The following is a 25664-nucleotide window of genomic DNA, read 5'->3' as shown; positions in this document are numbered from 1 at the left end:
CACACTCACGACACCCCCGGCTTGGCCGGATCCGCATCGCGGCATACCCCCCAGGGGTATAGAGTCTGCTGGGAGTCGAGTGACGAACGGGAGGAGGCCGCCATGCGCCGGTTCGCCCCGCGCGCCGTCCCGGCGCCGCTGCTGCTGTTGACCGGCATGGTCAGCCTTCAGTGCGGCACCGCGTTCGCCAAGACGCTTTTCGCCCATATCGGACCTCATGCCGCGACCCTGCTGCGGCTGTTGATCTCCGCCGCACTGCTGTGTCTGTTCTCCCGGCCCGCCGTACGGCTGCTGCGCGGCCACTGGCGGCTGCTCCTGCCGTACGGAGCGGTCTTCGCCGTGATGCAGTTCGCGTTCTACGAGGCGACCTCCCGGCTCCCGCTCGGCGTGGTCGTCACCGTCGAGTACAGCGGGCCGCTGCTGCTCGCCGCGCTCACCTCGCGGCGGGCGCTCGACCGCCTGTGGGTGCTGCTCGCCGCCGCCGGGCTGCTCGTCCTGGGCGGCACCCGGGGCCTGGACGACCCGGTCGGCCTCGCCGCCGCGCTGCTCACCGGCGCGGCCCTGACCGGCTACATCCTGCTCGGCGCCCGGGTCGGGCGGGCCGTGCCGGGCGGCGCGGGCCTGGCCCTCGGGCTCACCGTCGCCGCCGTGCTCGCGCTGCCCACCGCCCCGCTGCTCGGCATCCCCCCGCTCGGCGCCCTCCTGGAGCCGGCCGTGCTCGGCGCGGCGCTCGCTGTGGCCGTACTGACCACGGTGATCCCGTTCTCGCTGGAGTTCGCCGCGCTGCGGCGGCTGCCGCCCCGGGTCTTCGCCGTGCTCTCCACGGTCGAGCCGGTCATCGCCGCGCTGGCCGGCCTCGCCCTGCTCGGCGAACACCTCTCGGGCGCCCAGTGGGCCGCCGTGCTGTGCGTCGTCGGCGCCGCGCTCGGCACCGGCATCGGCGCGGCCGGCGCCGGCGCGGAGCCCACGCCGCCCGCGTCCCCCTCCCCCGCACCACCCGATCGATCCCCATCCCGGAAAGAGAACGGAGTGCACCAGACATGAGCCTGACGACCCTTCACACGAGCACGAGCACGAGCACGGCCGCGACCGAGGCCGCCGCCGCCCGCGTCGCGCCCCTCCTGGAGACCGTCTCCCGCACCAGCCGCTCGGCCGTCCTGGTCGCTGGCGGCTACTTCGACACGGCCGCCGGCATCGGCGCCTTCTCGCGGAACTCCTTCGCCCTGGGCCTGGAGACCGGCCGCGCGGCCCGCCGGCTGCACCGCGGCAACAAAGTGGTGTACGACGTCATCGTCAACGACCTCGGCATGTCCTGTTCCACCGACGTCTGTACGGTCCCGGCCCCGGGCTCGCCCGCCCCGGAGGCGCTCGACCTCGCCCCGCTCGACGCGGCCGCCGCCGCGGCCGGGGTCGCGTACTCCGTCACCCGCGAACGCACCCTGCGCAACCGCGCCGCCCGCGCGATGAAACCGGCCCTGCGGGCACCGGAACTCGATCCGCCGTTCGCCCGCGAGGGCGACGAGATCCTGTTCCGCTCCCGGACGTACGCCAAGGTGCTCGCCGGTGTCGTGAAGGACGACCACGTGGTGCCGCGCTGCCCGCTGATCGTCGCCGAGTACTTCGCCCGCTACTTCGCGCGGCTTCGCGCCTTCCCCGACTGCGCCCGCCGCCATGTCATCGACATCAACTCGCTCGCCGACCGGGACAAGGTGACCAAGGGCGCGGAGATCTATCTGCGCACCCAGGGCACCCCCGAGGAGGAGATCGTGCTGGTTTTCGCCGACGCGGAGTGCACGGATCCGATCGCCCTGCCGTACACCGCGCAGGACTTCTGAGCATCCGTCACACACCGCAAGGGGAGAGCGACATGGCAACGATCTATCTCGACCACCAGGCGACCACCCCGATGGACCCGGCGGTCGCCGCAGCGATGCTGACGGCCGCCACCGAGTGCTTCGCCAATCCGTCCAGCCCGCACGCGGCCGGCATCCGGGCCTTCCGCGAGGTCGAGCGGGCCCGCGGCACGGTGGCCCGGTTCCTCGGGGCGGGGCGCAGCGAGATCTACTTCACCTCGGGCGCGACCGAGGGCAACAACCTGGCGGTCAAGGGCGTGGTCGGCGGCGGTCCTGACGCCCGGCCGCGGCATGTGATCACCACGGCGGTGGAGCACAAGTCCGTGCTCGACACCTGCCGTTCGCTGCGCGCGGCGGGCCACGAGGTGACCGTGCTCCCGGTGGACGCGGCGGGCCGGGTGGACCCGGCGGCGGTCGCGGCGGCGTTGCGCCCGGAGACCGCCCTGGTGTCGGTGATGCTGGCGAACAACGAGATCGCGACGGTCCAGCCGGTGGCCGCGATCGCCGAGCTCACCCGGGCGGCCGGGGTGCCGCTGCACTGCGACGCGACCCAGGGCGTCGGCACGCTCGCGGTGGACGTGCGCGCGCTCGGCGTGGACCTGCTGACCTTCTCCGGCCACAAGATCTACGGCCCGAAGGGCGTGGGCGTGCTCTACGTGTCGAACGCGCTGTCCGACCGGGCCCCGCTGGCGCCGCTGCTGCACGGCGGCGGCCAGGAGCGCGGTCTGCGGGCGGGCACCCTCAACACCGCGGCGGTGATCGGTCTGGCCACGGCGGTCGAGCTGCTCGCGGCGGGCCGCGAGCGGGAGGCGGCGCGCCTCGCCGGCCTGCGGGCCCGGTTCCTCGGGGAGCTGGCCGGGCTCGTGCCGTACACGCTCAACAGCGGGACGGGCGAGGGCTTCCTGCCGCAGGCGGTGAACCTGTCCTTCGCGGGCGCGGACGCGCAGCAGCTGCTCCTGGAGGTGACGGAGGTGGCGGTGTCCTCGGGCTCGGCGTGCAACAGCTCCGCGCAGGAGCCCTCGCACGTGCTGACCGCGATCGGGCTGGCGCCGGAGCGGATCCGGGGCAGCATCCGGGTGGGCTTCGGCCGGTTCTCCACGGAGGCGGAGGCGGTACGGGCGGCCCGCGCGCTCGCGGCGGGGGTACGGGCCTCCGCCGGCATGGCGGCGGCTCAGCCGGCCGGGCGCACCGCGTAGTCGAGCACGGCCCCGCTGAGCAGGTCCTCGATCTCGTCGAGCAGGTCGAGGGCCTCGCGGGAGACCTCGTTCGGCTTGCCGCCCGCGGTCATCCGGTCGGTGATGAACTCGACGACGGTGCCCTGGATCCAGCCGATCTGGCCGCCGACGAGCAGCGGCATCGGGTCCTCGGGCCCGGTGCCGGCCTCCTCGCGCAGGGCGGCGACGGTGGCCTGACGGACGTCCTGCTGAAGGTGGAAGAGCCGGGCCTTGAGGGTGGGGGCGTCCTCGATCACCCGCATGAAGTCGGCGTAGCCGTCCATGAGTCCGTACGCGGGCGAGACCGCGGCGACATGGCCGCGGATCTCGCGCAGCACGGCCCGGGCGGCGGACTCCCCCGGGTCCCGGCCGCGGATCATCCGGGCGAGGCGCTGAGCGACGCCCTCCATCCGGTCGAAGAAGAGGTCCTCCTTGGCCGGGAAGTAGTTGTAGACGGTGTTGACGGAGACGTCGGCGGCCTCCGCGATCTCCGCCACCGTCACGGCCTGGAAGCCGCGCTCCAGGAAGAGCCCGGTCGCGATGTCCGAGATCCGCTGTTTCGTCTGGCGCTTCTTGCGCTCCCTCAACCCTTCAGCCATGCGCTCATCCTAGGCAGCCGTGCACCTCCTTGAATTTTGGAGGCGTTGCAAAATTTCAGTGACTCTGTTTTTGTAGTCAGCATGGCAATCATCAGTACCGCCGGGCTTTCCCGGACCTTCCGCACGCCACGGGGCGAGGTGCACGCGGTCCGCGGCATCGACCTCACCGTCCGCCCCGGCGAGATCCTCGGCTTCCTCGGACCCAACGGCGCCGGCAAGTCCACGACCCTGCGCATGCTCAGCACCCTGCTCCCGCCCACCGGCGGAGCCGCCACCGTCGCCGGCCACGACCTGCTGCGCGACCCCGTCGGCGTCCGCCGGAAGATCGGGTACGTCGCCCAGGGCGGCGGCGTCGACCCGCAGGAGACCGTGCGCTCCGAACTCGTCCTCCAGGGACGGCTCTACGGGCTCCCGCGCGCCGAGGCCGCGGCCCGGGCCGGCGAACTCGCCCGCGACCTCGACCTCACCGAGCTCCTCGACCGGAGCACCACCGCCCTCTCCGGCGGCCAGAAGCGCCGGCTCGACCTCGCGCTCGGCCTGACCCACCGCCCCGCGCTGCTCTTCCTCGACGAGCCGACCACCGGCCTGGACCCCGGCAGCCGGGCCGCCCTGTGGGCGCTTGTGCGGCGGCTGCGCGACGAGCACGGCACCACCGTCGTCCTCACCACCCACTACCTCGACGAGGCGGACGCCCTCGCCGACCGGCTGGTGATCATCGACCGCGGCGTCGTCGCCGCCGAGGGCTCCCCCGCGGCGCTCCGCGCCGAGCACGGCGCGGACACCCTCCAGGACGCCTTCCTCACCATCACCGGGCGCGGCCCCGCGCCCGTCGACACCGCCCCCGTCGCCGTCTGACCGCCGTCCGTCCGCCACCGTCCGACCGTCACCGTCACAGTCCAGGAATCCACGCGATGCTTCTCCACGACACCGCGGTCCTCTTCGGCCGCTACGCCCGGCAGACCCTGCGCTCGCCGTTCCAGATCTTCTTCGGCGCGCTGATGCCGCTGCTCTACCTGTTCTTCTTCGGCCCGCTGCTCACCGGCCTCCCGCTCGGCCGCGAGGGCGACGCCTGGCAGGTCCTGGTACCGGGGCTGCTGCTCCAGCTCGGCCTGTTCGGGGCCTCGTTCGCGGGCTTCGCCGTGATCATGGAGAAGAACTGGGGCGTCCTCGAACGCATGCGGGTCACCCCGGTCAGCCGTCTCGCGCTGCTGCTCGGCCGGACCCTGCGGGACGCCGCCCTCTTCCTCTTCCAGGCCGTCCTCCTCGTCCTCGCCGCCCTGCTCATGGGCCTGCGGGCGCCGCTCGCCGGCATCCTCATCGGCTTCGGCTTCGTCGCCCTGCTGACCTTCTCGCTCGCCTCGCTCTCGTACGTCCTCGCGCTGCGGCTGCCCAGCCCGCAGGAGTTCGGCCCGGCGATCAACACCCTGGCCATGCCCTCGATGCTGCTGTCCGGCCTGATGCTCCCGATGGCCCTCGCGCCCGGCTGGCTCGACGTGCTCTCGCACTTCATGCCGTTCCGCTATCTGGTGGACGCGGTACGGGACGCGTACGTGGGGCACTACGCGACCCCGACGATGCTGTACGGCGTCCTCGCGGCGGCCGGACTCGTGGCGCTCGCCGTGACGGTCGGCACACGGACGTTCCGCGGGGCCCAGGCGTAACTACGCTGGAGTCATGGTCAATCTGACGCGCATCTACACCCGCACCGGCGACCAGGGCACCACCGCCCTCGGCGACATGAGCCGGACCGCCAAGACCGATCTGCGGATCTCGGCCTACGCCGACGCCAACGAGGCCAACGCCGTCATCGGCACGGCCATCGCCCTCGGGCAGCTCGACGAGGACGTGGTGAAGGTCCTCGTCCGCGTGCAGAACGACCTGTTCGACGTGGGCGCCGACCTGTCCACCCCGGTGGTGGAGAACCCGCAGTACCCGCCGCTGCGCGTCGAGCAGTCGTACATCGACAAGCTGGAGGCGGACTGCGACCTCTTCCTGGAGCGCCTCGACAAGCTGCGCTCCTTCATCCTGCCCGGCGGCACGCCCGGCGCGGCGCTGCTGCACCAGGCGTGCACGGTGGTCCGGCGGGCCGAGCGGTCCACGTGGGCGGCGATGGAGGTGCACGGGGAGACCATGAACCCGCTCACCGCCACGTACCTCAACCGGCTCTCAGACCTGCTCTTCATCCTTGCGAGGATCGCGAACCGTGAGGTCGGGGACGTGCTCTGGGTCCCGGGCGGGGACCGCTGACGGTTCCGCCTTCTTGGGCGCCTTCTTCGGCCAGAGCGCGTACGAGAGCGCGATCACGCCGTGGATGCCGGCCGCCCGCCAGGCGGTCCCGATCCAGGCCCACAGCGACTCGGTGTTCCCGTCGGGGCCGACGTACCAAATGGCGAGGAGCAGCAGGCCGGAGGCGACGGCCGCGGCGAGCACCGAGCCCAGCCACACCTTGCCCTCGTGGCGGGCCCGGGCCATGCCGTAGCGCGGCGGCTTCACCGGCGGCGGGCCGCCCGCGAGGCGGTGGGCGGCGTGGCCGTCGAGCCACTTCACCGTGCGGTGGCCGTGGCCGACGGTGTAGCCGATGTAGAGCGCGGCGAGGCCGTGCTTCCAACTGGGGTCGGCGCCGTTCTTCAGGTCGACGGCCGTCACCACCAGGAGCAGCACCTCCAGGAGCGGCTCGCAGAGCAGCAGCGCGAGGCCGGTGCGCGGCATCCGCAGCAGATAGCGGGCGGCGAGTCCGGCGGCGAGCAGGACCCAGAAGCCGACCTCGCAGATCACGATCAGCGTGACGATCACGGGACTCCCCTTTCGGTACGGCTTCCGGTACGTCTCCAGGCTTCCGTGCGGACGGGGCCCGCGCGTCGTCGGCGCCGATGAACCGCATCTACATCCTTCGACGGAGTCCGACGGGGGCGCGGCTCGGTCCGGACGAGGACGCCGGGGCCCGTACCCACCGTGTTGGATGGGGACGTGCGCCTTCCCCGCCCCCCTCGCGACGACCTGCTGATCGCCCTCGCCGGACTGGTCGGCGGCCTGCTGCTGTGGTCCTTCGGCCTCTACACCACGGACGACCGGATCTTCGACCAGCGGTGGGCGCCGCTCGTCCCCCTCGCCGTGATGACGGTGGCGGAGGCGGGGCGCCGGGTGGCTCCGCAGACCGTGCTGATCATCGGCACGGTCGCCGTGGCGGCCGACCAGTTCACCAACGGGAGCCTGGCGACCGTGCTGATGTTCACGGACGTCGTCTACGCCGCCGTCGTCTACGGCACTCCCGCGCAGGCCCGCCGGATCCCGTACTCCACCGCGCTCGTCACCGTGGGCGTCACCGTGGTCTTTCTGGTGTGGTGGCAGAACGCCATCGCGCTCCTCGTCGGCGCGCTGACCGGCATCGTCTCCTTCCTGCCCGCCGTCACCGGCTCGATCGTGCGCAACCACCGGGAGGCGGCGGAGGCCGCCCGGCTGCGGGCCGAGCAGACGGCGCTGCTCGCCGAGATGGACCGGGCGCAGGCGGTGACCGCCGAGCGCAGCCGGATGGCGCGCGAGCTGCACGACATGGTCGCCAACCACCTCTCGGCCATCGCGATCCACTCCACCGCCGCGCTGTCCTTGGACGACCCGGCCACCACCCGGCAGGCGCTGACCGTGATCCGGGAGAACAGCGTGGACGGCCTGGCGGAGATGCGCCGGCTGATCGGGCTGCTGCGGGACAGCAGCGGGGACACCGAGCCGGCCGCCGCGCCGACCCTGGCCGGTCTGGAGGCGCTGCTCGCGCAGGCCCGGACGAACGGCGAGTCCAGCGGGCTCGGCTTCGCCCTGGAGGACACCCGCCCGGCGGGCGAGGAGGCGCTGCCGGCACCGGTCGAGCTGGCCGCGTACCGGATCGTGCAGGAATCTCTGACCAACGCCCTCAAGCACGCCGCCCCGGGCACGGTCGCCGTGTTCCTGGCCCGTGACGCGCGGGCGCTGACCGTACGGGTGTCCAGCCCGTACGGCGACCGGCCAGGGCCGCGCGCGCCGGGCTCGGGGGCCGGACTGGTGGGGATGCGCGAGCGGGTGGCGCTGCTCGGCGGGGAGTTCGAGGCGGGACCGGTCTCCGCGGGCGACGGGACGAAGACCTGGCAGGTGCGGGCGGTGCTGCCCGCGGAGGAGAGGACACCGGACGCATGACGGACACGGGCACGGGACGCGCGACGGACACGGGCCGTACGAGCGGGGCCCGGGTGATCCGGGTCGTGGTCGCCGAGGACCAGAGCGCGGTACGGGCCGGCCTCGTGCTGATCCTCGGCAGCGCGCCCGACATCGCGGTGGTGGGCGAGGCGGCGGACGGCGAGCAGGCCGTCGAGCTGGCCCGCGCACTGCGCCCGGACCTGGTCCTGATGGATGTGCAGATGCCGAAGCTGGACGGGGTGTCGGCGACCCGGCAGGTGGTGGCCGAGGGCCTGGCGGACGTCCTGGTCCTGACCACCTTCGACCTCGACGAGTACGTGTTCGGGGCGCTGCGCGCGGGCGCCTCCGGTTTCCTCCTGAAGAACACGGACGCCCGGGACCTCATCGAGGCGGTACGGACGGTGGCGCGCGGCGAGGGGCTGATCGCCCCGGCGGTGACCCGGCGCCTGATCGCCGAGTTCGCGGCCCCGCGCCGCCCCGAGCCCCGGGTCGATCCGGGCGTCGTGGACCGGCTGACCCCGCGCGAGCGGGAGGTCCTCGGGGCGCTCGGCTCGGGCCTGTCGAACGCGGAGATCGCGGTGCGGCTCGACATGGCGGAGGCGACGGTGAAGACGCACGTCAGCAAGGTGCTGGCAAAGCTGGAACTGCGCAGCCGGGTCCAAGCAGCCGTGCTGGCCCAGGAGTTGGGGATCTGAAAGCAGACATTCCGACGTTGGTCTGGACCTCTTGACGGCTGGTCCAGACCTTTCTACGCTCGCGGGGCGCGCGCACCTTCCCGGACCACCCCCACTCTTGTCGTCCGCAACGTCCGCAACTTGAGGAGCACCGTTGAGCACTCAAGCACCGACGCGCAGAACAGGCTTCAGACGCCGGGCCGCCGCCGGTCTGACCGCCCTCGTCCTGCCCCTGGCCGCGATGATCGGCCTCGCCGCCCCCGCCGAGGCCGCCACCTCCGCGACCGCCACCTATCAGAAGACCCAGGACTGGGGCTCCGGCTTCGAGGGCAAGTGGACGGTGAAGAACACCGGCACCACCACGCTCTCCTCCTGGACCGTCGAGTGGGACTTCCCCTCCGGCACCGCCGTCACCTCCGCCTGGGACGCCACCGTCACCAGCTCCGGAACCCACTGGACCGCCAAGAACGTCGGCTGGAACGGCACCCTCGCCCCCGGCGCGACCATCTCCTTCGGCTTCAACGGCACCGGCTCCGGCGCCCCGTCCGGCTGCAAGGTCAACGGCGGCTCCTGCGACGGCTCCGGCGGCCAGCCCGGCGACAACGCCCCCTCCGCCCCCGGCACCCCGGTCGCCTCCAACATCACCGACACCTCGGTGAAGCTCACCTGGACCGCGGCCACCGACGACCACGGCATCAAGAACTACGACGTGCTGCGCGACGGCGCCAAGGTCACCACGACCACGGGCCTCACGTACACCGACAGCGGTCTGTCCGCCGGCACCGACTACAGCTACACGGTCGTCGCCCGCGACACCATCGACCAGACCGGCCCGGCCAGCGCCGCCACCCCGGTCCACACCACCGGCGGCGGAGGCGGCACCCCGCCCCCGAACGTGGTGAAGATGGGCTACTTCACCAACTGGGGCGTCTACGGGCGCAACTACCACGTGAAGAACATCGTGACCTCGGGCTCCGCGTCCAAGATCACCCACATCAACTACGCCTTCGGCAACGTCACCGGCGGCAAGTGCACCATCGGTGACTCCTACGCCGACTACGACAAGGCGTACACCGCCGACCAGTCCGTCGACGGCGTCGCCGACACCTGGGACCAGCCCCTGCGCGGCAACTTCAACCAGCTGCGCAAGCTGAAGAAGGCCTACCCGAACATCAAGGTCATCTGGTCCTTCGGCGGCTGGACCTGGTCCGGCGGCTTCGGCCAGGCCGTGCAGAACCCGACCGCCTTCGCGCAGTCCTGCTACGACCTGGTGGAGGACCCGCGCTGGGCCGATGTCTTCGACGGCATCGACCTGGACTGGGAGTACCCCAACGCCTGTGGTCTGTCCTGTGACACCAGCGGCCCGAACGCCTTCAAGAACATGATGCAGGCGATGCGCGCCAAGTTCGGCGCCAACGGGATCGTCACCGCGGCCGTCACCGCCGACGCCTCCGCCGGCGGCAAGATCGACGCCACCGACTACGCGGGCGCCGCGCAGTACATGAACTGGTTCAACGTGATGACGTACGACTTCTTCGGCGCCTGGGCGGCGCAGGGCCCGACGGCCCCGCACTCCCCGCTGACCTCGTACGCCGGCATCCCCCAGCAGGGCTTCAACTCCGCCGAGGCGATCGCCAAGTTCAAGGCCAAGGGCGTCCCGTCGAACAAGCTGCTGCTCGGCATCGGCTTCTACGGCCGCGGCTGGACCGGCGTCACCCAGTCCGCCCCCGGCGGCACCGCCACCGGACCGGCGCAGGGCACGTACGAGCAGGGCATCGAGGACTACAAGGTCCTCAAGAACTCCTGCCCGGCCAACGGCACCGTCGCCGGCACCGCCTACGCCCACTGCGGCACCAACTGGTGGAGCTACGACACCCCCGCCACCGTCAACTCCAAGATGAGCTGGGCCAAGAACAATGGCCTCGGCGGCGCGTTCTTCTGGGAGTTCAGCGGTGACACCAGCAACGGCGAGCTGGTCGGCGCCATCAACAGCGGTCTGAGCTAGTTTCCGTACGACGAAGCGGGGGACGGCGCAGCACGCCGTCCCCCGCTTCTTCATGCAGTGCGTGAATACCTACGCGACATTCACCCTCTGGCCGGGCGGTGCCGCCTCCAGCCAGGCCAGGAAGCCTGTCAGGGCGTCCTCGCTCATCGCCAGCTCAAGCCGCGTGCCGTTCACCCGGCAGCCCTGGATCACGGAGTCCGAGAGCAGCGCGAGCTCCTCCTCGCCCTCCGGCATCCGGCGCTCCAGGACCTCGATCGCCGAGCGCTCCATGACGTGCTTGGGGCGGGGCGCGTACGAGAAGACCCGGAACCAGGCGATCTCGTCACCGCTGTACCGGGCCACCCCGTAGGACCAGCCCTTGCCGCTGCGGTCCGGGGTCTCCGCCACGGGGCTGCGCAGCGAACAGTCGAAGGTGCCGCCGGCCCGCTGGATGAGCCTGCGGCGCAAGCCGAAGACGAAGAGCCCGATCACCAGAGTCGCGACGACCAGGCCGCACACGAGCAGCGCGAGGAACATCTTCACCGACCTCCTCGCTGCGTCCCGTGGCCGGCGGAACCGGCCTGACCGAATACGACCTGCATATGCATCGCCTCAGCCGCGGCACGGTCTGGAAAATTCCAGCCGTGCCGCGGCTGAGGTCTGGGGCTCTCGGCGCGGTCCGCTAGCGGACCGCTACCGCGCGCAGCCGGACCTCGGCGCGCCGCTCGGCGGCGGCGTCCTCCTCGGCCTTCGCGCGCTCCAGCGCGCGCTCGGCACGCTGGGCGTCGATCTCGTCCGCCAGCTCGGCGATCTCCGCGAGCAGAGACAGCTTGTCATCGGCGAAGGAGATGAAACCGCCGTGGGCGGCGGCCACGACCGTGCCGCCCTCGCTCGTACGGATCGTCACCGGGCCCGACTCCAGCACACCGAGCAGCGGCTGGTGGCCGGGCATGACGCCGATGTCGCCGGAGGTGGTACGCGCGATGACCAGGGTGGCCTCGCCGGACCAGACACTCCGGTCCGCGGCGACCAGCTCGACGTGCAGCTCAGCAGCCAAGGGTGGCTCCTCGGGTCACCACCCGGCGGTGCTGCCGGGTGTTGGGGTCAATTCTAATGGGCGTGAAGAGGGGGGCGGGACCAGTCCCGCCCCCCTCAGGCGAGCACGGGGCTCAGGAGACGCCGAGCTCCTTGGCGTTGTTCTTGAGGTCCTCAAGACCACCGCACATGAAGAACGCCTGCTCCGGGAAGTGGTCGAACTCACCGTCGCAGATCGCGTTGAACGCGGCGATCGACTCGTCGAGCGGAACGTCCGAACCGTCCACACCGGTGAACTGCTTCGCCGCGTGGGTGTTCTGGGACAGGAAGCGCTCGACACGGCGGGCGCGGTGGACAACGAGCTTGTCCTCCTCGCTCAGCTCGTCGATACCGAGGATCGCGATGATGTCCTGGAGGTCCTTGTACTTCTGCAGGATGCCCTTGACGCGCGTGGCGGCGTCGTAGTGGTCCTGCGCGATGTAGCGCGGGTCCAGGATCCGGGACGTGGAGTCCAGCGGGTCCACGGCCGGGTAGATGCCCTTCTCGGAGATCGGACGGGAGAGAACCGTCGTCGCGTCGAGGTGGGCGAAGGTGGTCGCCGGCGCCGGGTCGGTGAGGTCGTCGGCGGGGACGTAGATCGCCTGCATCGAGGTGATCGAGTGACCACGGGTCGAGGTGATGCGCTCCTGGAGGAGACCCATCTCGTCGGCCAGGTTCGGCTGGTAACCCACCGCGGAGGGCATCCGGCCGAGCAGGGTCGACACCTCGGAACCGGCCTGGGTGAAGCGGAAGATGTTGTCGATGAAGAACAGCACGTCCTGCTTCTGCACATCGCGGAAGTACTCCGCCATGGTCAGACCGGCGAGGGCGACCCGGAGACGGGTGCCCGGCGGCTCGTCCATCTGGCCGAAGACAAGGGCGGTCTTGTCGAGGACGCCCGAGTCCTCCATCTCCGCGATGAGGTCGTTGCCCTCACGCGTACGCTCACCGACACCGGCGAACACGGAAACACCCTCGTGCAGCTTGGCCACACGCATGATCATTTCCTGGATCAGAACGGTCTTGCCGACACCGGCACCACCGAACAGACCGATCTTTCCACCCTTGACGTACGGGGTGAGAAGGTCGACGACCTTCAGGCCGGTCTCGAACATCTCGGTCTTCGACTCGAGCTGGTCGAACGCCGGGGCCTTGCGGTGGATGGACCAGCGCTCGCCGACCTCGGACTCGGCCTCGGGCTCGTTCAGGATCTGACCCAGCGTGTTGAACACGCGGCCCTTGGTGACGTCGCCGACGGGCACGGTGATGCCGTCGCCGGTGTCCACCACGGGGGCCTGGCGGACCAGACCGTCGGTGGGCTGCATCGAGATGGTGCGGACGATGCCGTCACCGAGGTGCTGCGCGACCTCGAGGGTCAGCGTCTTGAGCGCGCCCTCCTCGGCCGGGTCGGCAACCTGGACGTGCAGGGCGTTGTAGATCTCCGGCATCGCGTCGACGGGGAACTCCACGTCGACGACCGGGCCGATGACCCGGGCGACGCGGCCCGTGGCGGCGGCCGTCTCAACAGTGGTCGTCATTACTTGTCACTCCCCGCGGTCGCGTCGGCCAGGGCTGCGGTGCCACCGACGATCTCGCTGATTTCCTGGGTGATTTCGGCCTGGCGGGCCGCGTTGGCAAGTCGGGAGAGGTTGTTGATCAAGTCTCCCGCGTTGTCGGTGGCCGACTTCATCGCGCGGCGCGTGGCGGCGTGCTTGGAGGCAGCCGACTGCAGCAGCGCGTTGTAGATCCGGCTCTCGACGTAGCGCGGCAGCAGGGCGTCGAGGACGTCCTCCGCCGACGGCTCGAAGTCGTACAGCGGTCGGAGGGTGTCCGGCTCGCCGGCCTCCTTCGCCACCTCGTCGAGGCTGAGGGGCAGCAGCCGGGCCTCGATCGCCGTCTGGGTCATCATCGAGACGAACTCGGTGTAGATGATGTGGAGCTCGTCCACGCCACCCTCGGCCGTGTCCTTCTCGATCGCCTCGATCAGCGGTACCGCGATCTTCTTGGCGTCGGCGTACGTGGGCTCGTCCGTGAAGCCGACCCACGTGTCGCTCAGCTTCCGCTCACGGAAGTTGAAGTGCGCGACGCCACGGCGGCCGACCACGTAGATGTCGACCTCCCTGCCCTCGCCCTCCAGCTTCTTGATGAGCTGCTCCGCCGCCTTGATGGCGTTGGAGTTGAAGGCACCGGCCAGACCGCGGTCGCTCGAGAGGAGCAGGACCGCGGCACGGCTCGGGTTCTCCGCCTCCGTGGTCAGCGGGTGCTTGTCGTTCGCACCCGTGGCCACGGCCGTGACCGCGCGCGTGAGCTCGGTCGCGTACGGAGTCGACGCCTGCACCTTGCGCTGCGCCTTGACGACACGCGAGGCGGCGATCATCTCCATCGCCTTGGTGATCTTCTTCGTCGCGGTGACGGATTTGATGCGACGCTTGTAGACCCGGAGCTGCGCTCCCATGAGTCAGGTCCCTTCCGTCGTCACTTCGAGACGTTGACGGCGGAGGCGTCGTCGCCGAGCAGCTTGCCGTCAGAGGTCTCGAACTGCTTCTTGAACTCCGCGATGGCGTCGGCGACGGCCGTCAGGGTGTCGTCCGACATCTTCTTGCCCTCGCGGATGGAGGTCATGAGGCTCGCGTGGTTCTGGCGCAGGAACGCCAGCAGCTCGGCCTCGAAGCGACGGATGTCGGCGACCGGGACGTCGTCCATCTTGCCGGTGGTGCCGGCCCAGACGGAGACGACCTGGTTCTCGGTCGGCATCGGCTGGTACTGAGCCTGCTTGAGCAGCTCGACCATGCGCTGACCGCGCTCCAGCTGCGCCTTCGACGCGGCGTCCAGGTCGGAACCGAAGGCGGCGAACGCCTCCAGCTCACGGAACTGGGCCAGGTCCACGCGGAGGCGGCCGGCGATCTGCTTCATGGCCGGGTGCTGGGCGGAGCCACCGACTCGGGAGACCGAGATACCGACGTTCAGGGCCGGACGCTGGCCGGCGTTGAACAGGTCGGACTCCAGGAAGCACTGGCCGTCGGTGATGGAGATGACGTTGGTCGGGATGAACGCCGAGACGTCGTTGGCCTTGGTCTCGACGATCGGCAGACCGGTCATCGAACCGGCACCCAGCTCGTCCGAGAGCTTGGCACAGCGCTCGAGGAGACGCGAGTGCAGGTAGAAGACGTCACCCGGGTAGGCCTCACGGCCCGGCGGGCGGCGCAGCAGCAGCGACACGGCGCGGTAGGCGTCGGCCTGCTTCGACAGGTCGTCGAAGACGATCAGGACGTGCTTGCCCTGGTACATCCAGTGCTGACCGATGGCGGAACCGGTGTACGGCGCCAGGTACTTGAAGCCGGCCGGGTCGGACGCCGGGGCGGCGACGATCGTCGTGTACTCGAGCGCGCCGGCCTCTTCCAGGGCGCCGCGGACGGACGCGATGGTCGAGCCCTTCTGGCCGACGGCGACGTAGATGCAGCGGACCTGCTTGTTCACGTCGCCCGAGCGCCAGTTGTCGCGCTGGTTGATGATCGTGTCGACGCACAGCGCGGTCTTGCCGGTCTGACGGTCGCCGATGACCAGCTGACGCTGACCACGGCCGACCGGCGTCATGGCGTCGACGGCCTTGTAGCCGGTCTCCATCGGCTCGTGCACCGACTTACGGGCCATAACGCCCGGGGCCTGCAGCTCGAGGGCGCGGCGGCCCTCGGTCGCGATCTCGCCGAGACCGTCGATCGGGTTGCCGAGCGGGTCGACGACGCGACCCAGGTATCCCTCACCGACACCGACGGAGAGGACCTCGCCGGTGCGCTGCACCGACTGTCCCTCCTCGATGCCGCTGAACTCGCCGAGGACGATCGCACCGATCTCGCGCTCTTCGAGGTTCAGCGCGAGACCGAGGGTGCCGTCCTCGAACTTCAGCAGCTCGTTCGCCATGGCCGAGGGAAGACCCTCGACCTTGGCGATGCCGTCGCCGGCCAGGCTGACCGTGCCGACCTCCTCGCGCGAGGCCGCGTCCGGCTGGTACGACTGGACGAAGTTCTCCAGCGCGTCCCGGATCTCCTCCGGCCGGATCGTGAGCTCCGCCATCTGGGTTCCCTGCTCTCCTTGTTGGGCCCGAAGTTTCTTAAGGGGTCTGGGGGCCGACCCCCAGGAATCTTCTGCAATCTCTGCACGGCCCAACCGGGCCGCTTGTGTTGCCGTGTTGCTGTTCTGCTGTGTGGCTGCCGTCAGCCGGCCAGGCGGCGGGTCGCCTCGTCGAGACGCTCCGCGATGGTGCCGTCGATGACCTCGTCGCCGACCCGCACCGAGATCCCGCCGAGGACCGTGGGGTCCACGTCCAGGTTCAGGTGCATCGGGCGGCCGTACAGCTTGGCGAGGACGGCGCCGAGGCGCTGCTTCTGCTGGTCGGTCAGCGGCACCGCCGTGGTGACGACGGCGACCATGCGGTCCCGGCGCGCCGCGGCGAGCTTGGACAGGGACTCGAGTCCCGACTCCAGGCTACGTCCCCGGGGCTGGGTCACCAGCCGGACGACCAGGCGCTCGGTGACGGCGTTGGCCTTCCCGCCGAGCAGGCTGCGGAGCAGCTCGCCCTTGGCGGAGGCCGTGGCCTTCTTGTCCGTCAGCGCGGAGCGGAGCTCGTTGCTGGAGGAGACGATCCGGCCGAATCGGAACAGCTCGTCCTCGACGTCGTCGAGGCCGCCCGCCTTCTGGGCGGCGGTGAGGTCGGCGGTGTTCGCCAGCTCCTCGAGACCGTCGACCAGGTCGCGCGACTGCGACCAGCGGGAGCGGACCATTCCGGAGACCAGGTCGACGGCGGGGCCGTCCACCTGACCCGACAGAAGGCGCTGTGCGAGTTCGGCCTTGGCCTCGCCCGCCTGCGCCGGGTCGGTCAGGACCCGACGCAGCGACACCTCGCGGTCGAGCAGCGCGGTGACCGCCGCCAGCTCGCCCGCGAGCTTGCCGGCGTCGACCGACGTGTTGTCGGTCAGCGCGTCGAGGGCCTCGCGCGCGGTGCTCAGTGCTTCGCGGCTCGCTCCGTTCATCGGACGGCCTCGGCCTTCTCCTCGAGCTCGTCGAGGAACCGGTCGATGGTGCGGCTCTGGCGGGCGTGGTCCTCGAGGGACTCGCCGACCAGCTTCGCGGCCAGATCCGTGGCGAGCTTGCCGACATCCTGACGCAGCGCGGCGGACGCGGCCTTGCGGTCGGCCTCGATCTGCGTGTGGCCGGCCGCGATGATCTCCTCGCGCTGGCGCTGGCCTTCCGCCTTCATCTCCTGGATGATCGCGGTGCCCTGCTCCGTCGCCTCCTGGCGGAGACGCGCGGCTTCGTGGCGGGCCTCGGCGAGCTGAGCCTTGTACTGCTCCAGCACACTCTGAGCCTCGATCTGGGCCGACTCGGCCTTCTCGATGCCACCCTCGATGGCCTCGCGGCGCTCTTCCAGAACCTTGTTGATGTTCGGGAGGAGCTTCTTGGCGAGGAAGCCGAAGACGATGACGAAGGCGATCAGGCCGATGACGAGCTCGTCGAGATGCGGGATGAGCGGAGGCTGCTCCTCCGCCGCTTCCGCAAGAAGCAGAGCGTTCACATCAGTGCCTTCCGTAAAAAGAATCGGGCTGTCGGTCCGGCTTACTTGTAGACGAAGCCCATGACGATGCCGATGAGGGCGAGCGCCTCACAGAAGGCGAAACCCATGATCTGGTTGGTACGGATCAGGCCGGCCGCCTCGGGCTGGCGGGCGAGGGCCTGGGTGCCGTTACCGAAGATGATGCCGACGCCGACGCCGGGGCCGATGGCCGCGAGGCCGTAGCCGATGGAGGCGACGTTTCCGTTGACGGCGGCGAGAGTCTCGAGAGCGGACATGCCGGTTCTTCCTTCTCTTTCAAGGACCCGGTGGGGGTTGGCCACCGGACGACTGTTGGTAAGGGGGTGGTGAAGCTGCTGCCGGGCCGGCTCAGTGGTGCTCGGCGAGCGCGCCCTGGACGTAGCTGCAGGCCAGGAGGACGAAGACGTACGCCTGGACGGCCTGGATGAAGAGCTCGAAGGCGGTCATCACGATGACCATCACGAAGGAGGCGCCGGCGTAGACGAAGCCGAGGCCGTTCATGAGGTACCAGGTGGCCAGCGAGAACATCACGATGAGCAGGTGACCGGCGAACATGTTCGCGAACAGTCGGACCGCGTGCGTGAAGGGCCGGATGATCAGGTTCGAGAAGAACTCGAGCAGCATGATCAGGGGGAGGATCGCGCCCAGCGACTTGTCGTAGCCGAGGATGTTCTTCCAGCCGCCGACGAAGCCGTGCTTCTTGAAGGTCAGCGAGACCCAGATCACGTAGACGATCAGCGCGAGGGCCGCCGGGAAGGCGATCAGCGAGGTGACCGGGAACTGGGCCAGCGGGATGATGGACCAGAGGTTCATGATCCATACGAAGAAGAACAGCGAGACCATGAACGGCACGTACTTCTGGCCGTCCTTCTTGCCGATGATCTCGTAGACGATGCCGCGGCGGACGAAGTCGTAACCGGCCTCGCCGACCATCTGCATCTTGCCGGGGATCAGCTTCGGCTTGTTGAACGCGGCCCAGAAGAAGCCGACGACCACGATCGAACCCAGGATGGCGAGCAGCATCGGCTTGGTGAAGTCGAAGCTGCCCACGGTGAAGATGGGCTCGTACATGAACGTGTGCAGCCCCGGCGCCGGGAAGCCACATCCGGTGAAGATGTGGCAATCCGGGTCGAAGGCAAGCGTCTGGTCAGCACTCACCGCGGGCTCCTTCAGCGTGGCGCATAGGTACGGCAACCTCGTTGTGTCGGCGCGGCACGCAGCCGCGGGTCGGCACTGGACTGGTCTTACGGATAAGGGGGCGGCGGTTCGGCATCGAGCCTCGCGCTGGGACAGGCGCCGCTTCGGATGCCCGCGCCCGCAGTGCCGCAGTTGGCACCGGACGATAGCAGGAAGCCGAACGGCTCTTTATCCCGGCCCTACCCTTCACGACTTCGGTCCCGTTTTGTCGGGCTCGACGTACATGATCTTGGCCTTCATATAGGCCCGGGCCTGGGCGGCGACCCACACGATGGTCGTGGCGAGCAGCGTGAAGGCGAAGGCCTTGAAGTCGAACGCCGAGGTGTCCTTCAGCAAGGCCAGGAAGATGAAGAGGACCAGCAGCTGGGCCGTGTAGAGCATCAGCCCCATGGCCTGGAACAGCTGCGGAAGCTTCTTCGCCGTCCGCTGCAGAACCACCAGCCCGATACCCATGAAGAGAAGGACCACGGCGGTGCCGACGACGGCGCCGAGCGCACCCTTGCCACCGGCGACCACACCGCTGACGACCGTGGCGATGACGCCTACGGCGGCGGTGGGCACTGCGGTGAGCAGCAGGGTGCGTGCGTCGTTGGACGGCATGGCGGTGTCTCCGCTTGCTGGTGGGGGCGATGGTGTCGTCAGGGACGAGCGTAGGCCCGGTCCGAGGTGTGTCTCGGGGCCAACAGACCGTCGCACTACGGTCTTTCGGCACTGTCGCCGGGTCTCGTGAACCGTATCACAAACTATTTGAATAGGTCTTTACCCGTAGGTGTGCCAACTCTCACACGTGAGAGTGACCCTGCGCGTGTGTGCACGGCGGCGGGGAGATATGTCTGGTAATGGCCTCGAATGCGACTCTCGTCAACCGCGGTTAACCCGCGCGTCAACCGCGCGCTCCGGCCTTACTCCGGTCGGAGAAGCGCGAACGGTGACCGATGGCGGTCGCTCCGTTGACTCCGGCCGGCACGGGCTCGCGCTCCTCCAGGACGGCGGCCGGCTCCGGATCCGGTTCCACGACGACGCGGCGGCGCCGGTAGCGCGGCGGCACGACGGCCTCCGCCCAGCGCGGGGCGCGCGGCGTGAAGCGGGGCAGCAGGAGCAGCACCAGACCGACCGCGCTCAGGAAGACCACGGCGAGGACGATCCACATCGAGGTCGAGTGCACCGAGTAGGCCAGCGTGCCGAAGGCGATGAGCGCCGACCAGAAGTACATGATCAGCACCGCGCGGCTGTGCGAGTGCCCGATCTCCAGGAGCCGGTGGTGCAGGTGCCCGCGGTCCGCCGCGAACGGCGACTGGCCCTTCCACGTACGGCGCACGATCGCCAGGACCAGGTCGGCCATCGGGATCGCGATGATGGTCAGCGGCAGCACCAGCGGGATGAAGACCGGCAGCGCCGCGTGCGTGGCCGCCTTCGTCGAACCCTCGAAGATCCGCAGCGCGTCGGGGTCGACCTGGCCGGTGATGGAGATGGCGGAGGCGGCCAGGATCAGGCCGATCAGCATCGAGCCGGAGTCGCCCATGAAGATCCGCGCCGGGTGCATGTTGTGCGGCAGGAAGCCCAGGCACATGCCCATCAGGATCGCGGCGAAGAGCGTCGCGGGGGCGGCCGCCTCGATGCCGTAGCTGAACCAGATCCGGTAGGCGTAGAGGAAGAAGGCCGCGGCGGCGATGCACACCATGCCGGCGGCGAGGCCGTCGAGGCCGTCGACGAAGTTCACGGCGTTGATGGTGAGGACGACCAGGGCGACGGTCAGGAGCGTGCCCTGCCACTGGGTGAGCGCGACCGTGCCGACGCCCGGGATGGGCAGCCACAGGATCGTCAGACCCTGCATGACCATCACGCCCGCGGAGATCATCTGCGCGCCGAGCTTGATCAGCGCGTCCAGCTCGAACTTGTCGTCGAGGACGCCGATCAGCCAGATCAGGGCGGCGCCGGAGAGCAGCGCGCGGGGCTCGTTGGACAGCTCGAAGACGCTGTTGAGGTTCTGCAGGTGGTCGGCGACGAGCAGGCCCGCGCACAGCCCGAAGAACATGGCGATGCCACCGAGCCGCGGAGTCGGTTCTCGGTGCACGTCGCGGGCGCGGATCTCCGGCATCGCGCCGGTCGCGATGGCGAACTTCCGCACCGGACCGGTCAGCAGATAGGTCACCGCGGCCGTGACACAGAGCGTCAGCAGGTAATCACGCACGGGCTGCCCCACAGGAATCGCTGGCCATCTCAGCCCCACACCCTAGCCGGGCCGTCCCCATGGTTGAGGACATACGGGTGGCGCGAACGGTTGCGGTGGGACCCGCGCTACCGGCCATACGGGGGAAAACGCCCTGCTAGTGCGCGTACTTCCGCGCGTACCCGGGCCGTCTCCTCCGCGTCGTCCCGCAACGCGGCGGTGAACAATCCCGCAATTCTCGCCATCTCGGGGGCGCCCATGCCCTGGGTGGTGACGGCCGCCGTGCCGAGCCGGATGCCGCGGCCGTCCCCGTACGGCAGCGCGCAGGTGTCGAGCACGATGCCGGCGGCGGCGAGCCGGGCGCGCGCGGTGCGTCCGTCGACGCCGAGCGGGGCGGGGTCGGCGGTGATGAGGTGGGTGTCGGTGCCGCCGGTGGTGAGCGCGAAGCCCTCGGCGGCGAGGGCGGCCGCGAGCACCCGGGCGTGCTCGACCACCTGATGGGCGTACGTGGTGAAGGCCGGGGTGGACGCCTCGCCGAAGGCCACCGCCTTGGCGGCGATCGTATGCATCTGCGCACCGCCCTGGGAGAACGGGAACACCGCCCGGTCCACCCGCTCGGCCAGCTCGCCCCCGCACAGCAGCAGCCCGCCGCGCGGCCCGCGCAGCACCTTGTGGGTGGTGCCGCAGACGATGTCGGCGTACGGCACGGGGCTCGGGGCCGCGCCGCCGGCGATCAGGCCGAGGGGGTGGGCGGCGTCGGCGATGAGGTACGCGCCGACCTCGTCGGCGATGGCGCGGAAGAGGGGGTAGTCGAGGTGCCGGGGGTAGGAGATCGAGCCGCAGACGATCGCCTTGGGGCGGTGGTGCCGGGCGAGGGCGGCGACCTGCTCGTAGTCGACGAGCCCGGTCTCGGCGTCGACGCCGTACGGGACGAAGTCGAACCAGCGGCCGGAGAAGTTGGCGGGCGAGCCGTGGGTGAGGTGCCCGCCGTACGCGAGGCCCATCGCGAGCACGGTGTCGCCGGGGCGGAGGAGCGCGGCGTAGGCGGCGAGCACGGCGGAGGAGCCGGAGTGCGGCTGTACGTTGGCGTGCTCGGCCCCGAAGAGCGCGCGGGCGCGGTCGACCGCGATCCGCTCGACGGCGTCGACGTACTCGCAGCCGCCGTGGTGCCGGGCGCCCGGGTAGCCCTCGGCGTACTTGTTGGCGAGCTGCGACCCCAGCGCGGCGAGCACCGCGGCGGAGGTGAAGTTCTCGGCGGCGATCAACTGCAGGCTGTCCCCCTGCCGCCGCACCTCCCCGAACAGCACGTCGGCGACCTCGGGATCCTGACGGCGCAGCACGTCGAGCCCGTGCTCGGCTTCGATGGGAGCGGTGACCGGCATGACGCACTCCGTGCGTGAGGGGGGACCTGAAACCCCACTCTAGGCACCAACCCCCACCCCCGCCCCCGGAACTGCTCCAGCCGCCCCCAGGGCCCCACAGAGGCCCCTTCTAGCGCCGCGCCCTGACCCCGGTCAGCGCGGTGACCACCGGATCCAGCGCCGTCTGGATCTCGTCGCCGATCGAGCGGAAGAACGTGATCGGCGCCCCGTACGGGTCGTTCACCTCGTCCGCCTCGACCGACGGGGCGAGGAGCCACCCGCGTAGAGCGGCCGCCGCGCGGACGAGAGCACGCGCGCGGTCGACGGTGCCGTGGCCTTCGCGGGGGTCCGGGAGGGTCGCGGGGTCTATGGCGCGGACGAGGCGGGTGAACTCCTTCAGGGTGAAGGTGCGCAGGCCCGCCGAGTGGCCCATCGAGATGACCTGCGCGCGGTGGTCGCGGGTCGCGGTGAGGACCAGGTCGGCGCGGATGACGTGTTCGTCGAGGAGCTCGCGGCCCATGAAGCCGCTGAAGTCCGCGCCGAAGTCCGCGAGGACCTGCTCCGCGTTGGACTCCATCGGGGCGCCCTCGTGGCCCCAGGTGCCCGCGCTCTCCACGATCAGGCCGCCGCCCATGGGGTCGCCGAGCCGGTCGATCAGGGCATGGCGGGTCAGCCGCTCGGTGATCGGCGAGCGGCAGACGTTGCCGGTGCTGACGTGGAGGATGCGGAAGGTCTTGCCGTCGTGCTCGTGCCCCGCTATGCCACGCCCCTCAGGGGCGGTCAATTCGCCACCTCGAGGTCGGGTACCACCTTCCGGAGCTCCTCCGCCGTGAGCGCGCCCTCGCGCAGCAGCACCGGCACCTTGCCCGTGACGTCCACGATGGACGACGGCACGTTGCCGGGGGTCGGACCGCCGTCGAGGTACACGGAGACGGAGTCGCCGAGCATGCCCTGCGCCGCGTCGCAGTCCTCCGGCGCCGGGTGCCCGGTGAGGTTCGCCGAGGAGACCGCCATCGGGCCGACCTCCGTGAGCAGCTCGATCGCGACCGGGTGCAGCGGCATCCGGATCGCGACGGTGCCCCGGGTGTCGCCGAGGTCCCACTGCAGCGACGGCTGGTGCTTGGCGACCAGGGTCAGCGCGCCCGGCCAGAACGCGTCGACGAGCTCCCACGCCATCTCGGAGAAGTCCGTGACCAGGCCGTGCAGGGTGTTCGGGGAGCCGATGAGCACGGGCGTGGGCATGTTGCGGCCCCGGCCCTTGGCGGCGAGGAGGTCCGCGACGGCCTCCGAGCCGAAGGCGTCCGCCCCGATCCCGTACACCGTGTCGGTGGGGAGGACGACCAGCTCGCCGCGGCGCACGGCGGACGCGGCCTCACGCAGACCCGTCGCCCGGTCCGTCGCCTCGTTGCAGTCGTATCGCCGAGCCATCAGTCCCGGTCCTCCTCGTACACGTCGTGCCTGGTCATGGGGTCGCCTTGCGGGCGGTCGCGAAACGCGGCCGGTTGTTCAGGTCGGGGTGGTCGGCGGCGTCCACCCAGCCGGCCTCCTCGTTGAAGATCCACGGCACCTGGCCGCCCTGGGTGTCCGCGTGCTCGATGACCACCAGGCCGCCGGGCCGCAGCAGCCGGTGCGCGGTGCGCTCGATGCCGCGGATGGTGTCGAGGCCGTCCTCGCCGGAGAAGAGGGCCATCTCCGGGTCGTGGTCGCGGGCCTCGGGGGCCACGTACTCCCACTCGGTGAGCGGGATGTACGGCGGGTTGGAGATGACCAGGTCGACCTGCCCGTTGAGCTCCGGCAGCGCGGTCAGCGCGTCGCCCTCGTGCAGCACCACACGGGAGCCGTCGACGTTCTTGCGGGTCCACACCAGCGCGTCCTCGGACAGCTCCACGCCGTGCACGCGCGAGCGCGGCACCTCCTGGGCCAGCGCGAGCGCGATCGCGCCGGAGCCGGTGCACAGGTCGACGATCAGCGGTTCGACGACGTCCATCGCCCGCACCGCGTCTATGGCCCAGCCGACCACGGACTCGGTCTCGGGGCGCGGCACGAAGACGCCGGGGCCGACCTGGAGCTCCAGGTAGCGGAAGAACGCGCGGCCGGTGATGTGCTGGAGCGGCTCGCGCGCCTCGCGGCGGGCGATGGCCTCCCAGTAGCGGGCGTCGAAGTCCGCGTCCTTGACGTTGTGCAGCTCCCCCCGCTTGACGCCGTGCACGAACGCGGCGAGCTCCTCGGCGTCGAAACGCGGTGAGGGAACGCCGGCGTCGGCCAGCCGCTGGGTGGCCTGGGCCACCTCGGCAAGCAGCAGGTTCACGCTGGTCCTCCGTGGTGCGGGTGGGGCTGACAAGTACGGGCGCTGGCTTACGCGTTGGCGAGCTTCGCCGCCGAGTCCGCGTCCACGCAGGCCTGGATGACGGGGTCGAGTTCGCCGTCGAGCACCTGGTCCAGGTTGTACGCCTTGAAGCCGACGCGGTGGTCCGAGATGCGGTTCTCCGGGAAGTTGTACGTACGGATCTTCTCGGAGCGGTCGACGGTGCGGACCTGGCTGCGGCGGGCGTCGGCGGCCTCGGCCTCGGCCTTCTCCTGCGCGGCGGCGAGCAGCCGGGAGCGGAGGATGCGCATGGCCTGCTCCTTGTTCTGGAGCTGGCTCTTCTCGTTCTGGCAGGAGGCGACGATGCCGGTCGGCAGGTGCGTGATGCGGACCGCGGAGTCGGTGGTGTTGACCGACTGGCCGCCGGGGCCGGACGAGCGGTAGACGTCGATGCGCAGGTCGTTGGCGTGGATCTCCACGTCGACCTCCTCGGCCTCCGGGGTGACGAGCACGCCGGCGGCGGAGGTGTGGATGCGGCCGGCCGACTCGGTGGCGGGCACGCGCTGCACGCGGTGCACCCCGCCCTCGTACTTCAGCCGGGCCCAGACGCCCTGGCCGGGCTCGGTCGCGCCGTTGCCGCCCTTGGTCTTCACGGCGACCTGGACGTCCTTGTAGCCGCCGAGCTCGGACTCGGTGGAGTCGATGATCTCGGTCTTCCAGCCGATCCGCTCGGCGTAGCGGAGGTACATCCGGAGCAGGTCGCCGGCGAACAGGGCGGACTCGTCGCCGCCCGCGCCGGCCTTGATCTCCAGGATGACGTCCTTGTCGTCGCTGGGGTCGCGCGGAACGAGCAGCAGACGGAGCTTGTCGGTGAGCTCCTCGCGCTGCTTCTCCAGCTCCTTGACCTCGGCGGCGAACTCGGGGTCCTCGTGCATCAGCTCGCGGGCCGTCTCGATGTCGTCACCGGTCTGCTTCCAGGAGAGATAGGTGGCGACGATCGGGGTCAGCTCGGCGTACCGCTTGTTCAGCTTGCGCGCGTTGGCCTGGTCGGCGTGGACCGAAGGATCGGCGAGCTGCTTCTCGAGGTCGGCTCGTTCGCCGACCAGTTCCTCGACCGCCTCGAACATCGGGGGCTCCTGGGGTTTTCGTCAGTTGCTACGGGGACGGCAAAGCGCCGGTCCCGGCCGCCCCGCGCAGGGGCAGCCGAAGACCGGCGCTGTGGCTCGCTACTTCTTGGCGGAGCCGGCAGCCTTGCCGAAGCGGGCCTCGAAGCGGGCGACGCGGCCGCCGGTGTCGAGGATCTTCTGCTTGCCCGTGTAGAACGGGTGGCACTCGGAGCAGACCTCGGCACGGATGGTGCCCTCGGTGAGGGTGCTACGGGTGGTGAACGACGCGCCACAGGTGCAGCTGACCTGGGTCTCGACGTACTCGGGGTGGATCTCGCGCTTCAAGGTGTCTCCTAGTTCCGGGAGGGCTCCGGGT

The 25664-nt window shown here is 70.5% G+C and carries 28 protein-coding genes; 9 read left to right on the top strand and 19 right to left on the bottom strand.

The window, feature by feature from the left end; all coding sequences use genetic code 11:
• The first annotated feature begins 102 nt into the window (after nucleotides 1-102).
• From JAO84_RS25520 to JAO84_RS25510, 3 genes are read left to right on the top strand one after another with little or no spacing between them, the layout of a single operon-like run.
• Complete coding sequence (locus JAO84_RS25520; RefSeq protein WP_370414934.1) at nucleotides 103-1044, top strand: DMT family transporter; 942 nt, start codon at nucleotides 103-105, stop codon at nucleotides 1042-1044.
• Entirely contained in the window at nucleotides 1041-1835 is a 795-nt protein-coding gene (locus JAO84_RS25515) for a hypothetical protein (RefSeq protein WP_370414933.1), read from the top strand. Before JAO84_RS25520 ends, JAO84_RS25515 begins: the two co-directional genes overlap by 4 nt.
• A 32-nt stretch (nucleotides 1836-1867) precedes the next feature.
• On the top strand, nucleotides 1868-3049 hold the full coding sequence (locus tag JAO84_RS25510) for a cysteine desulfurase family protein (protein ID WP_370414932.1): 1182 nt from the start codon (nucleotides 1868-1870) through the stop codon (nucleotides 3047-3049).
• On the opposite strand, the gene JAO84_RS25505 is transcribed toward JAO84_RS25510, so the two are convergent.
• Nucleotides 3025-3666, bottom strand: a complete 642-nt coding sequence (locus JAO84_RS25505) for a TetR/AcrR family transcriptional regulator (protein WP_370414931.1) — start codon at nucleotides 3664-3666, stop codon at nucleotides 3025-3027. The genes JAO84_RS25510 and JAO84_RS25505 overlap by 25 nt on opposite strands.
• An 81-nt stretch (nucleotides 3667-3747) precedes the next feature.
• Between JAO84_RS25505 and JAO84_RS25500 the strand changes: the two genes are divergently transcribed.
• Genes JAO84_RS25500 through JAO84_RS25490 form a run of 3 tightly spaced genes read left to right on the top strand, consistent with a single transcriptional unit; the run spans nucleotide 3748 to nucleotide 5913 of the window.
• Entirely contained in the window at nucleotides 3748-4521 is a 774-nt protein-coding gene (locus JAO84_RS25500; RefSeq protein ID WP_370414930.1) for an ABC transporter ATP-binding protein, read from the top strand.
• A 56-nt stretch (nucleotides 4522-4577) separates the two neighbouring features.
• Nucleotides 4578-5327 (top strand): ABC transporter permease, encoded by a 750-nt coding sequence (locus tag JAO84_RS25495; RefSeq protein WP_370414929.1) that lies wholly within the window; start codon nucleotides 4578-4580, stop codon nucleotides 5325-5327.
• A gap of 13 nt (nucleotides 5328-5340) precedes the next feature.
• Entirely contained in the window at nucleotides 5341-5913 is a 573-nt protein-coding gene (locus JAO84_RS25490; RefSeq protein ID WP_265868504.1) for a cob(I)yrinic acid a,c-diamide adenosyltransferase, read from the top strand.
• Here JAO84_RS25490 and JAO84_RS25485 read toward each other — a convergent pair.
• Nucleotides 5833-6459, bottom strand: coding sequence for a hypothetical protein (locus tag JAO84_RS25485; protein ID WP_370414928.1), 627 nt, complete (start codon nucleotides 6457-6459; stop codon nucleotides 5833-5835). The genes JAO84_RS25490 and JAO84_RS25485 overlap by 81 nt on opposite strands.
• A 174-nt stretch (nucleotides 6460-6633) precedes the next feature.
• On the opposite strand from JAO84_RS25485, the gene JAO84_RS25480 reads away from it, so the two are divergent.
• The 3 genes from JAO84_RS25480 (at nucleotide 6634) to JAO84_RS25470 (ending at nucleotide 10509) form a co-directional block, all read left to right on the top strand.
• Entirely contained in the window at nucleotides 6634-7830 is a 1197-nt protein-coding gene (locus JAO84_RS25480; RefSeq protein WP_370414927.1) for a sensor histidine kinase, read from the top strand.
• Nucleotides 7827-8525, top strand: a complete 699-nt coding sequence (locus JAO84_RS25475; protein ID WP_370414926.1) for a response regulator — start codon at nucleotides 7827-7829, stop codon at nucleotides 8523-8525. Before JAO84_RS25480 ends, JAO84_RS25475 begins: the two co-directional genes overlap by 4 nt.
• A 133-nt stretch (nucleotides 8526-8658) precedes the next feature.
• On the top strand, nucleotides 8659-10509 hold the full coding sequence (locus tag JAO84_RS25470; protein ID WP_370414925.1) for a glycosyl hydrolase family 18 protein: 1851 nt from the start codon (nucleotides 8659-8661) through the stop codon (nucleotides 10507-10509).
• 69 nt (nucleotides 10510-10578) lie between these two features.
• Here the strand turns inward: JAO84_RS25470 and JAO84_RS25465 are convergent, their stop codons facing one another.
• From JAO84_RS25465 to rpmE, 17 genes are all read right to left on the bottom strand, one after another.
• Nucleotides 10579-11025: a DUF2550 domain-containing protein gene (locus JAO84_RS25465; protein WP_265868570.1), complete on the bottom strand. Its 447-nt coding sequence runs from the start codon at nucleotides 11023-11025 to the stop codon at nucleotides 10579-10581.
• Between the two features lie 145 nt (nucleotides 11026-11170).
• Nucleotides 11171-11545, bottom strand: a complete 375-nt coding sequence (locus JAO84_RS25460; protein WP_265868508.1) for a F0F1 ATP synthase subunit epsilon — start codon at nucleotides 11543-11545, stop codon at nucleotides 11171-11173.
• A gap of 112 nt (nucleotides 11546-11657) precedes the next feature.
• Entirely contained in the window at nucleotides 11658-13100 is a 1443-nt protein-coding gene (atpD, locus tag JAO84_RS25455; protein ID WP_365755241.1) for a F0F1 ATP synthase subunit beta, read from the bottom strand.
• Nucleotides 13100-14017, bottom strand: coding sequence for a F0F1 ATP synthase subunit gamma (locus JAO84_RS25450; protein WP_265868510.1), 918 nt, complete (start codon nucleotides 14015-14017; stop codon nucleotides 13100-13102). Before JAO84_RS25450 ends, atpD begins: the two co-directional genes overlap by 1 nt.
• A gap of 20 nt (nucleotides 14018-14037) precedes the next feature.
• Nucleotides 14038-15633 (bottom strand): F0F1 ATP synthase subunit alpha, encoded by a 1596-nt coding sequence (atpA, locus tag JAO84_RS25445; protein ID WP_370414924.1) that lies wholly within the window; start codon nucleotides 15631-15633, stop codon nucleotides 14038-14040.
• Nucleotides 15634-15773: 140 nt separating this feature from the next.
• Entirely contained in the window at nucleotides 15774-16589 is an 816-nt protein-coding gene (locus JAO84_RS25440) for a F0F1 ATP synthase subunit delta (RefSeq protein WP_370414923.1), read from the bottom strand.
• Nucleotides 16586-17131, bottom strand: a complete 546-nt coding sequence (locus tag JAO84_RS25435) for a F0F1 ATP synthase subunit B (protein ID WP_265868513.1) — start codon at nucleotides 17129-17131, stop codon at nucleotides 16586-16588. Before JAO84_RS25435 ends, JAO84_RS25440 begins: the two co-directional genes overlap by 4 nt.
• Nucleotides 17132-17172: 41 nt before the next feature.
• Nucleotides 17173-17406 (bottom strand): ATP synthase F0 subunit C, encoded by a 234-nt coding sequence (gene atpE, locus JAO84_RS25430; RefSeq protein WP_010474382.1) that lies wholly within the window; start codon nucleotides 17404-17406, stop codon nucleotides 17173-17175.
• Between the two features lie 91 nt (nucleotides 17407-17497).
• Complete coding sequence (atpB, locus tag JAO84_RS25425; RefSeq protein WP_265868515.1) at nucleotides 17498-18307, bottom strand: F0F1 ATP synthase subunit A; 810 nt, start codon at nucleotides 18305-18307, stop codon at nucleotides 17498-17500.
• A gap of 225 nt (nucleotides 18308-18532) precedes the next feature.
• Nucleotides 18533-18946 carry a hypothetical protein gene (locus JAO84_RS25420; RefSeq protein ID WP_265868517.1) on the bottom strand — a complete coding sequence of 138 codons (414 nt, stop codon included), beginning with the start codon at nucleotides 18944-18946 and terminating at the stop codon, nucleotides 18533-18535.
• A gap of 283 nt (nucleotides 18947-19229) precedes the next feature.
• Complete coding sequence (locus JAO84_RS25415; RefSeq protein WP_370414922.1) at nucleotides 19230-20537, bottom strand: MraY family glycosyltransferase; 1308 nt, start codon at nucleotides 20535-20537, stop codon at nucleotides 19230-19232.
• Between the two features lie 107 nt (nucleotides 20538-20644).
• Nucleotides 20645-21898 (bottom strand): serine hydroxymethyltransferase, encoded by a 1254-nt coding sequence (glyA, locus tag JAO84_RS25410; RefSeq protein WP_370414921.1) that lies wholly within the window; start codon nucleotides 21896-21898, stop codon nucleotides 20645-20647.
• 109 nt (nucleotides 21899-22007) lie between these two features.
• The gene (locus JAO84_RS25405; RefSeq protein WP_370414920.1) at nucleotides 22008-22661 is read right to left on the bottom strand and encodes a protein-tyrosine-phosphatase; all 654 of its coding nucleotides are present in this window, start codon (nucleotides 22659-22661) and stop codon (nucleotides 22008-22010) included.
• Nucleotides 22658-23305 (bottom strand): L-threonylcarbamoyladenylate synthase, encoded by a 648-nt coding sequence (locus tag JAO84_RS25400; RefSeq protein ID WP_265868521.1) that lies wholly within the window; start codon nucleotides 23303-23305, stop codon nucleotides 22658-22660. The genes JAO84_RS25405 and JAO84_RS25400 overlap by 4 nt, the downstream gene beginning before the upstream one ends.
• 34 nt (nucleotides 23306-23339) lie before the next feature.
• Nucleotides 23340-24185 (bottom strand): peptide chain release factor N(5)-glutamine methyltransferase, encoded by an 846-nt coding sequence (gene prmC / locus JAO84_RS25395; RefSeq protein ID WP_370414919.1) that lies wholly within the window; start codon nucleotides 24183-24185, stop codon nucleotides 23340-23342.
• A gap of 47 nt (nucleotides 24186-24232) precedes the next feature.
• Nucleotides 24233-25309 (bottom strand): peptide chain release factor 1, encoded by a 1077-nt coding sequence (prfA, locus tag JAO84_RS25390; protein ID WP_265868523.1) that lies wholly within the window; start codon nucleotides 25307-25309, stop codon nucleotides 24233-24235.
• 99 nt (nucleotides 25310-25408) lie between these two features.
• Entirely contained in the window at nucleotides 25409-25633 is a 225-nt protein-coding gene (rpmE, locus tag JAO84_RS25385) for a 50S ribosomal protein L31 (protein ID WP_030761597.1), read from the bottom strand.
• Between the last annotated feature and the right edge of the window lie 31 nt (nucleotides 25634-25664).

It is taken from the genome of Streptomyces fradiae (genome assembly GCF_041270065.1).
Taxonomy (GTDB): domain Bacteria; phylum Actinomycetota; class Actinomycetes; order Streptomycetales; family Streptomycetaceae; genus Streptomyces.
This window is presented reverse-complemented; position numbering and strand designations above follow the sequence as displayed.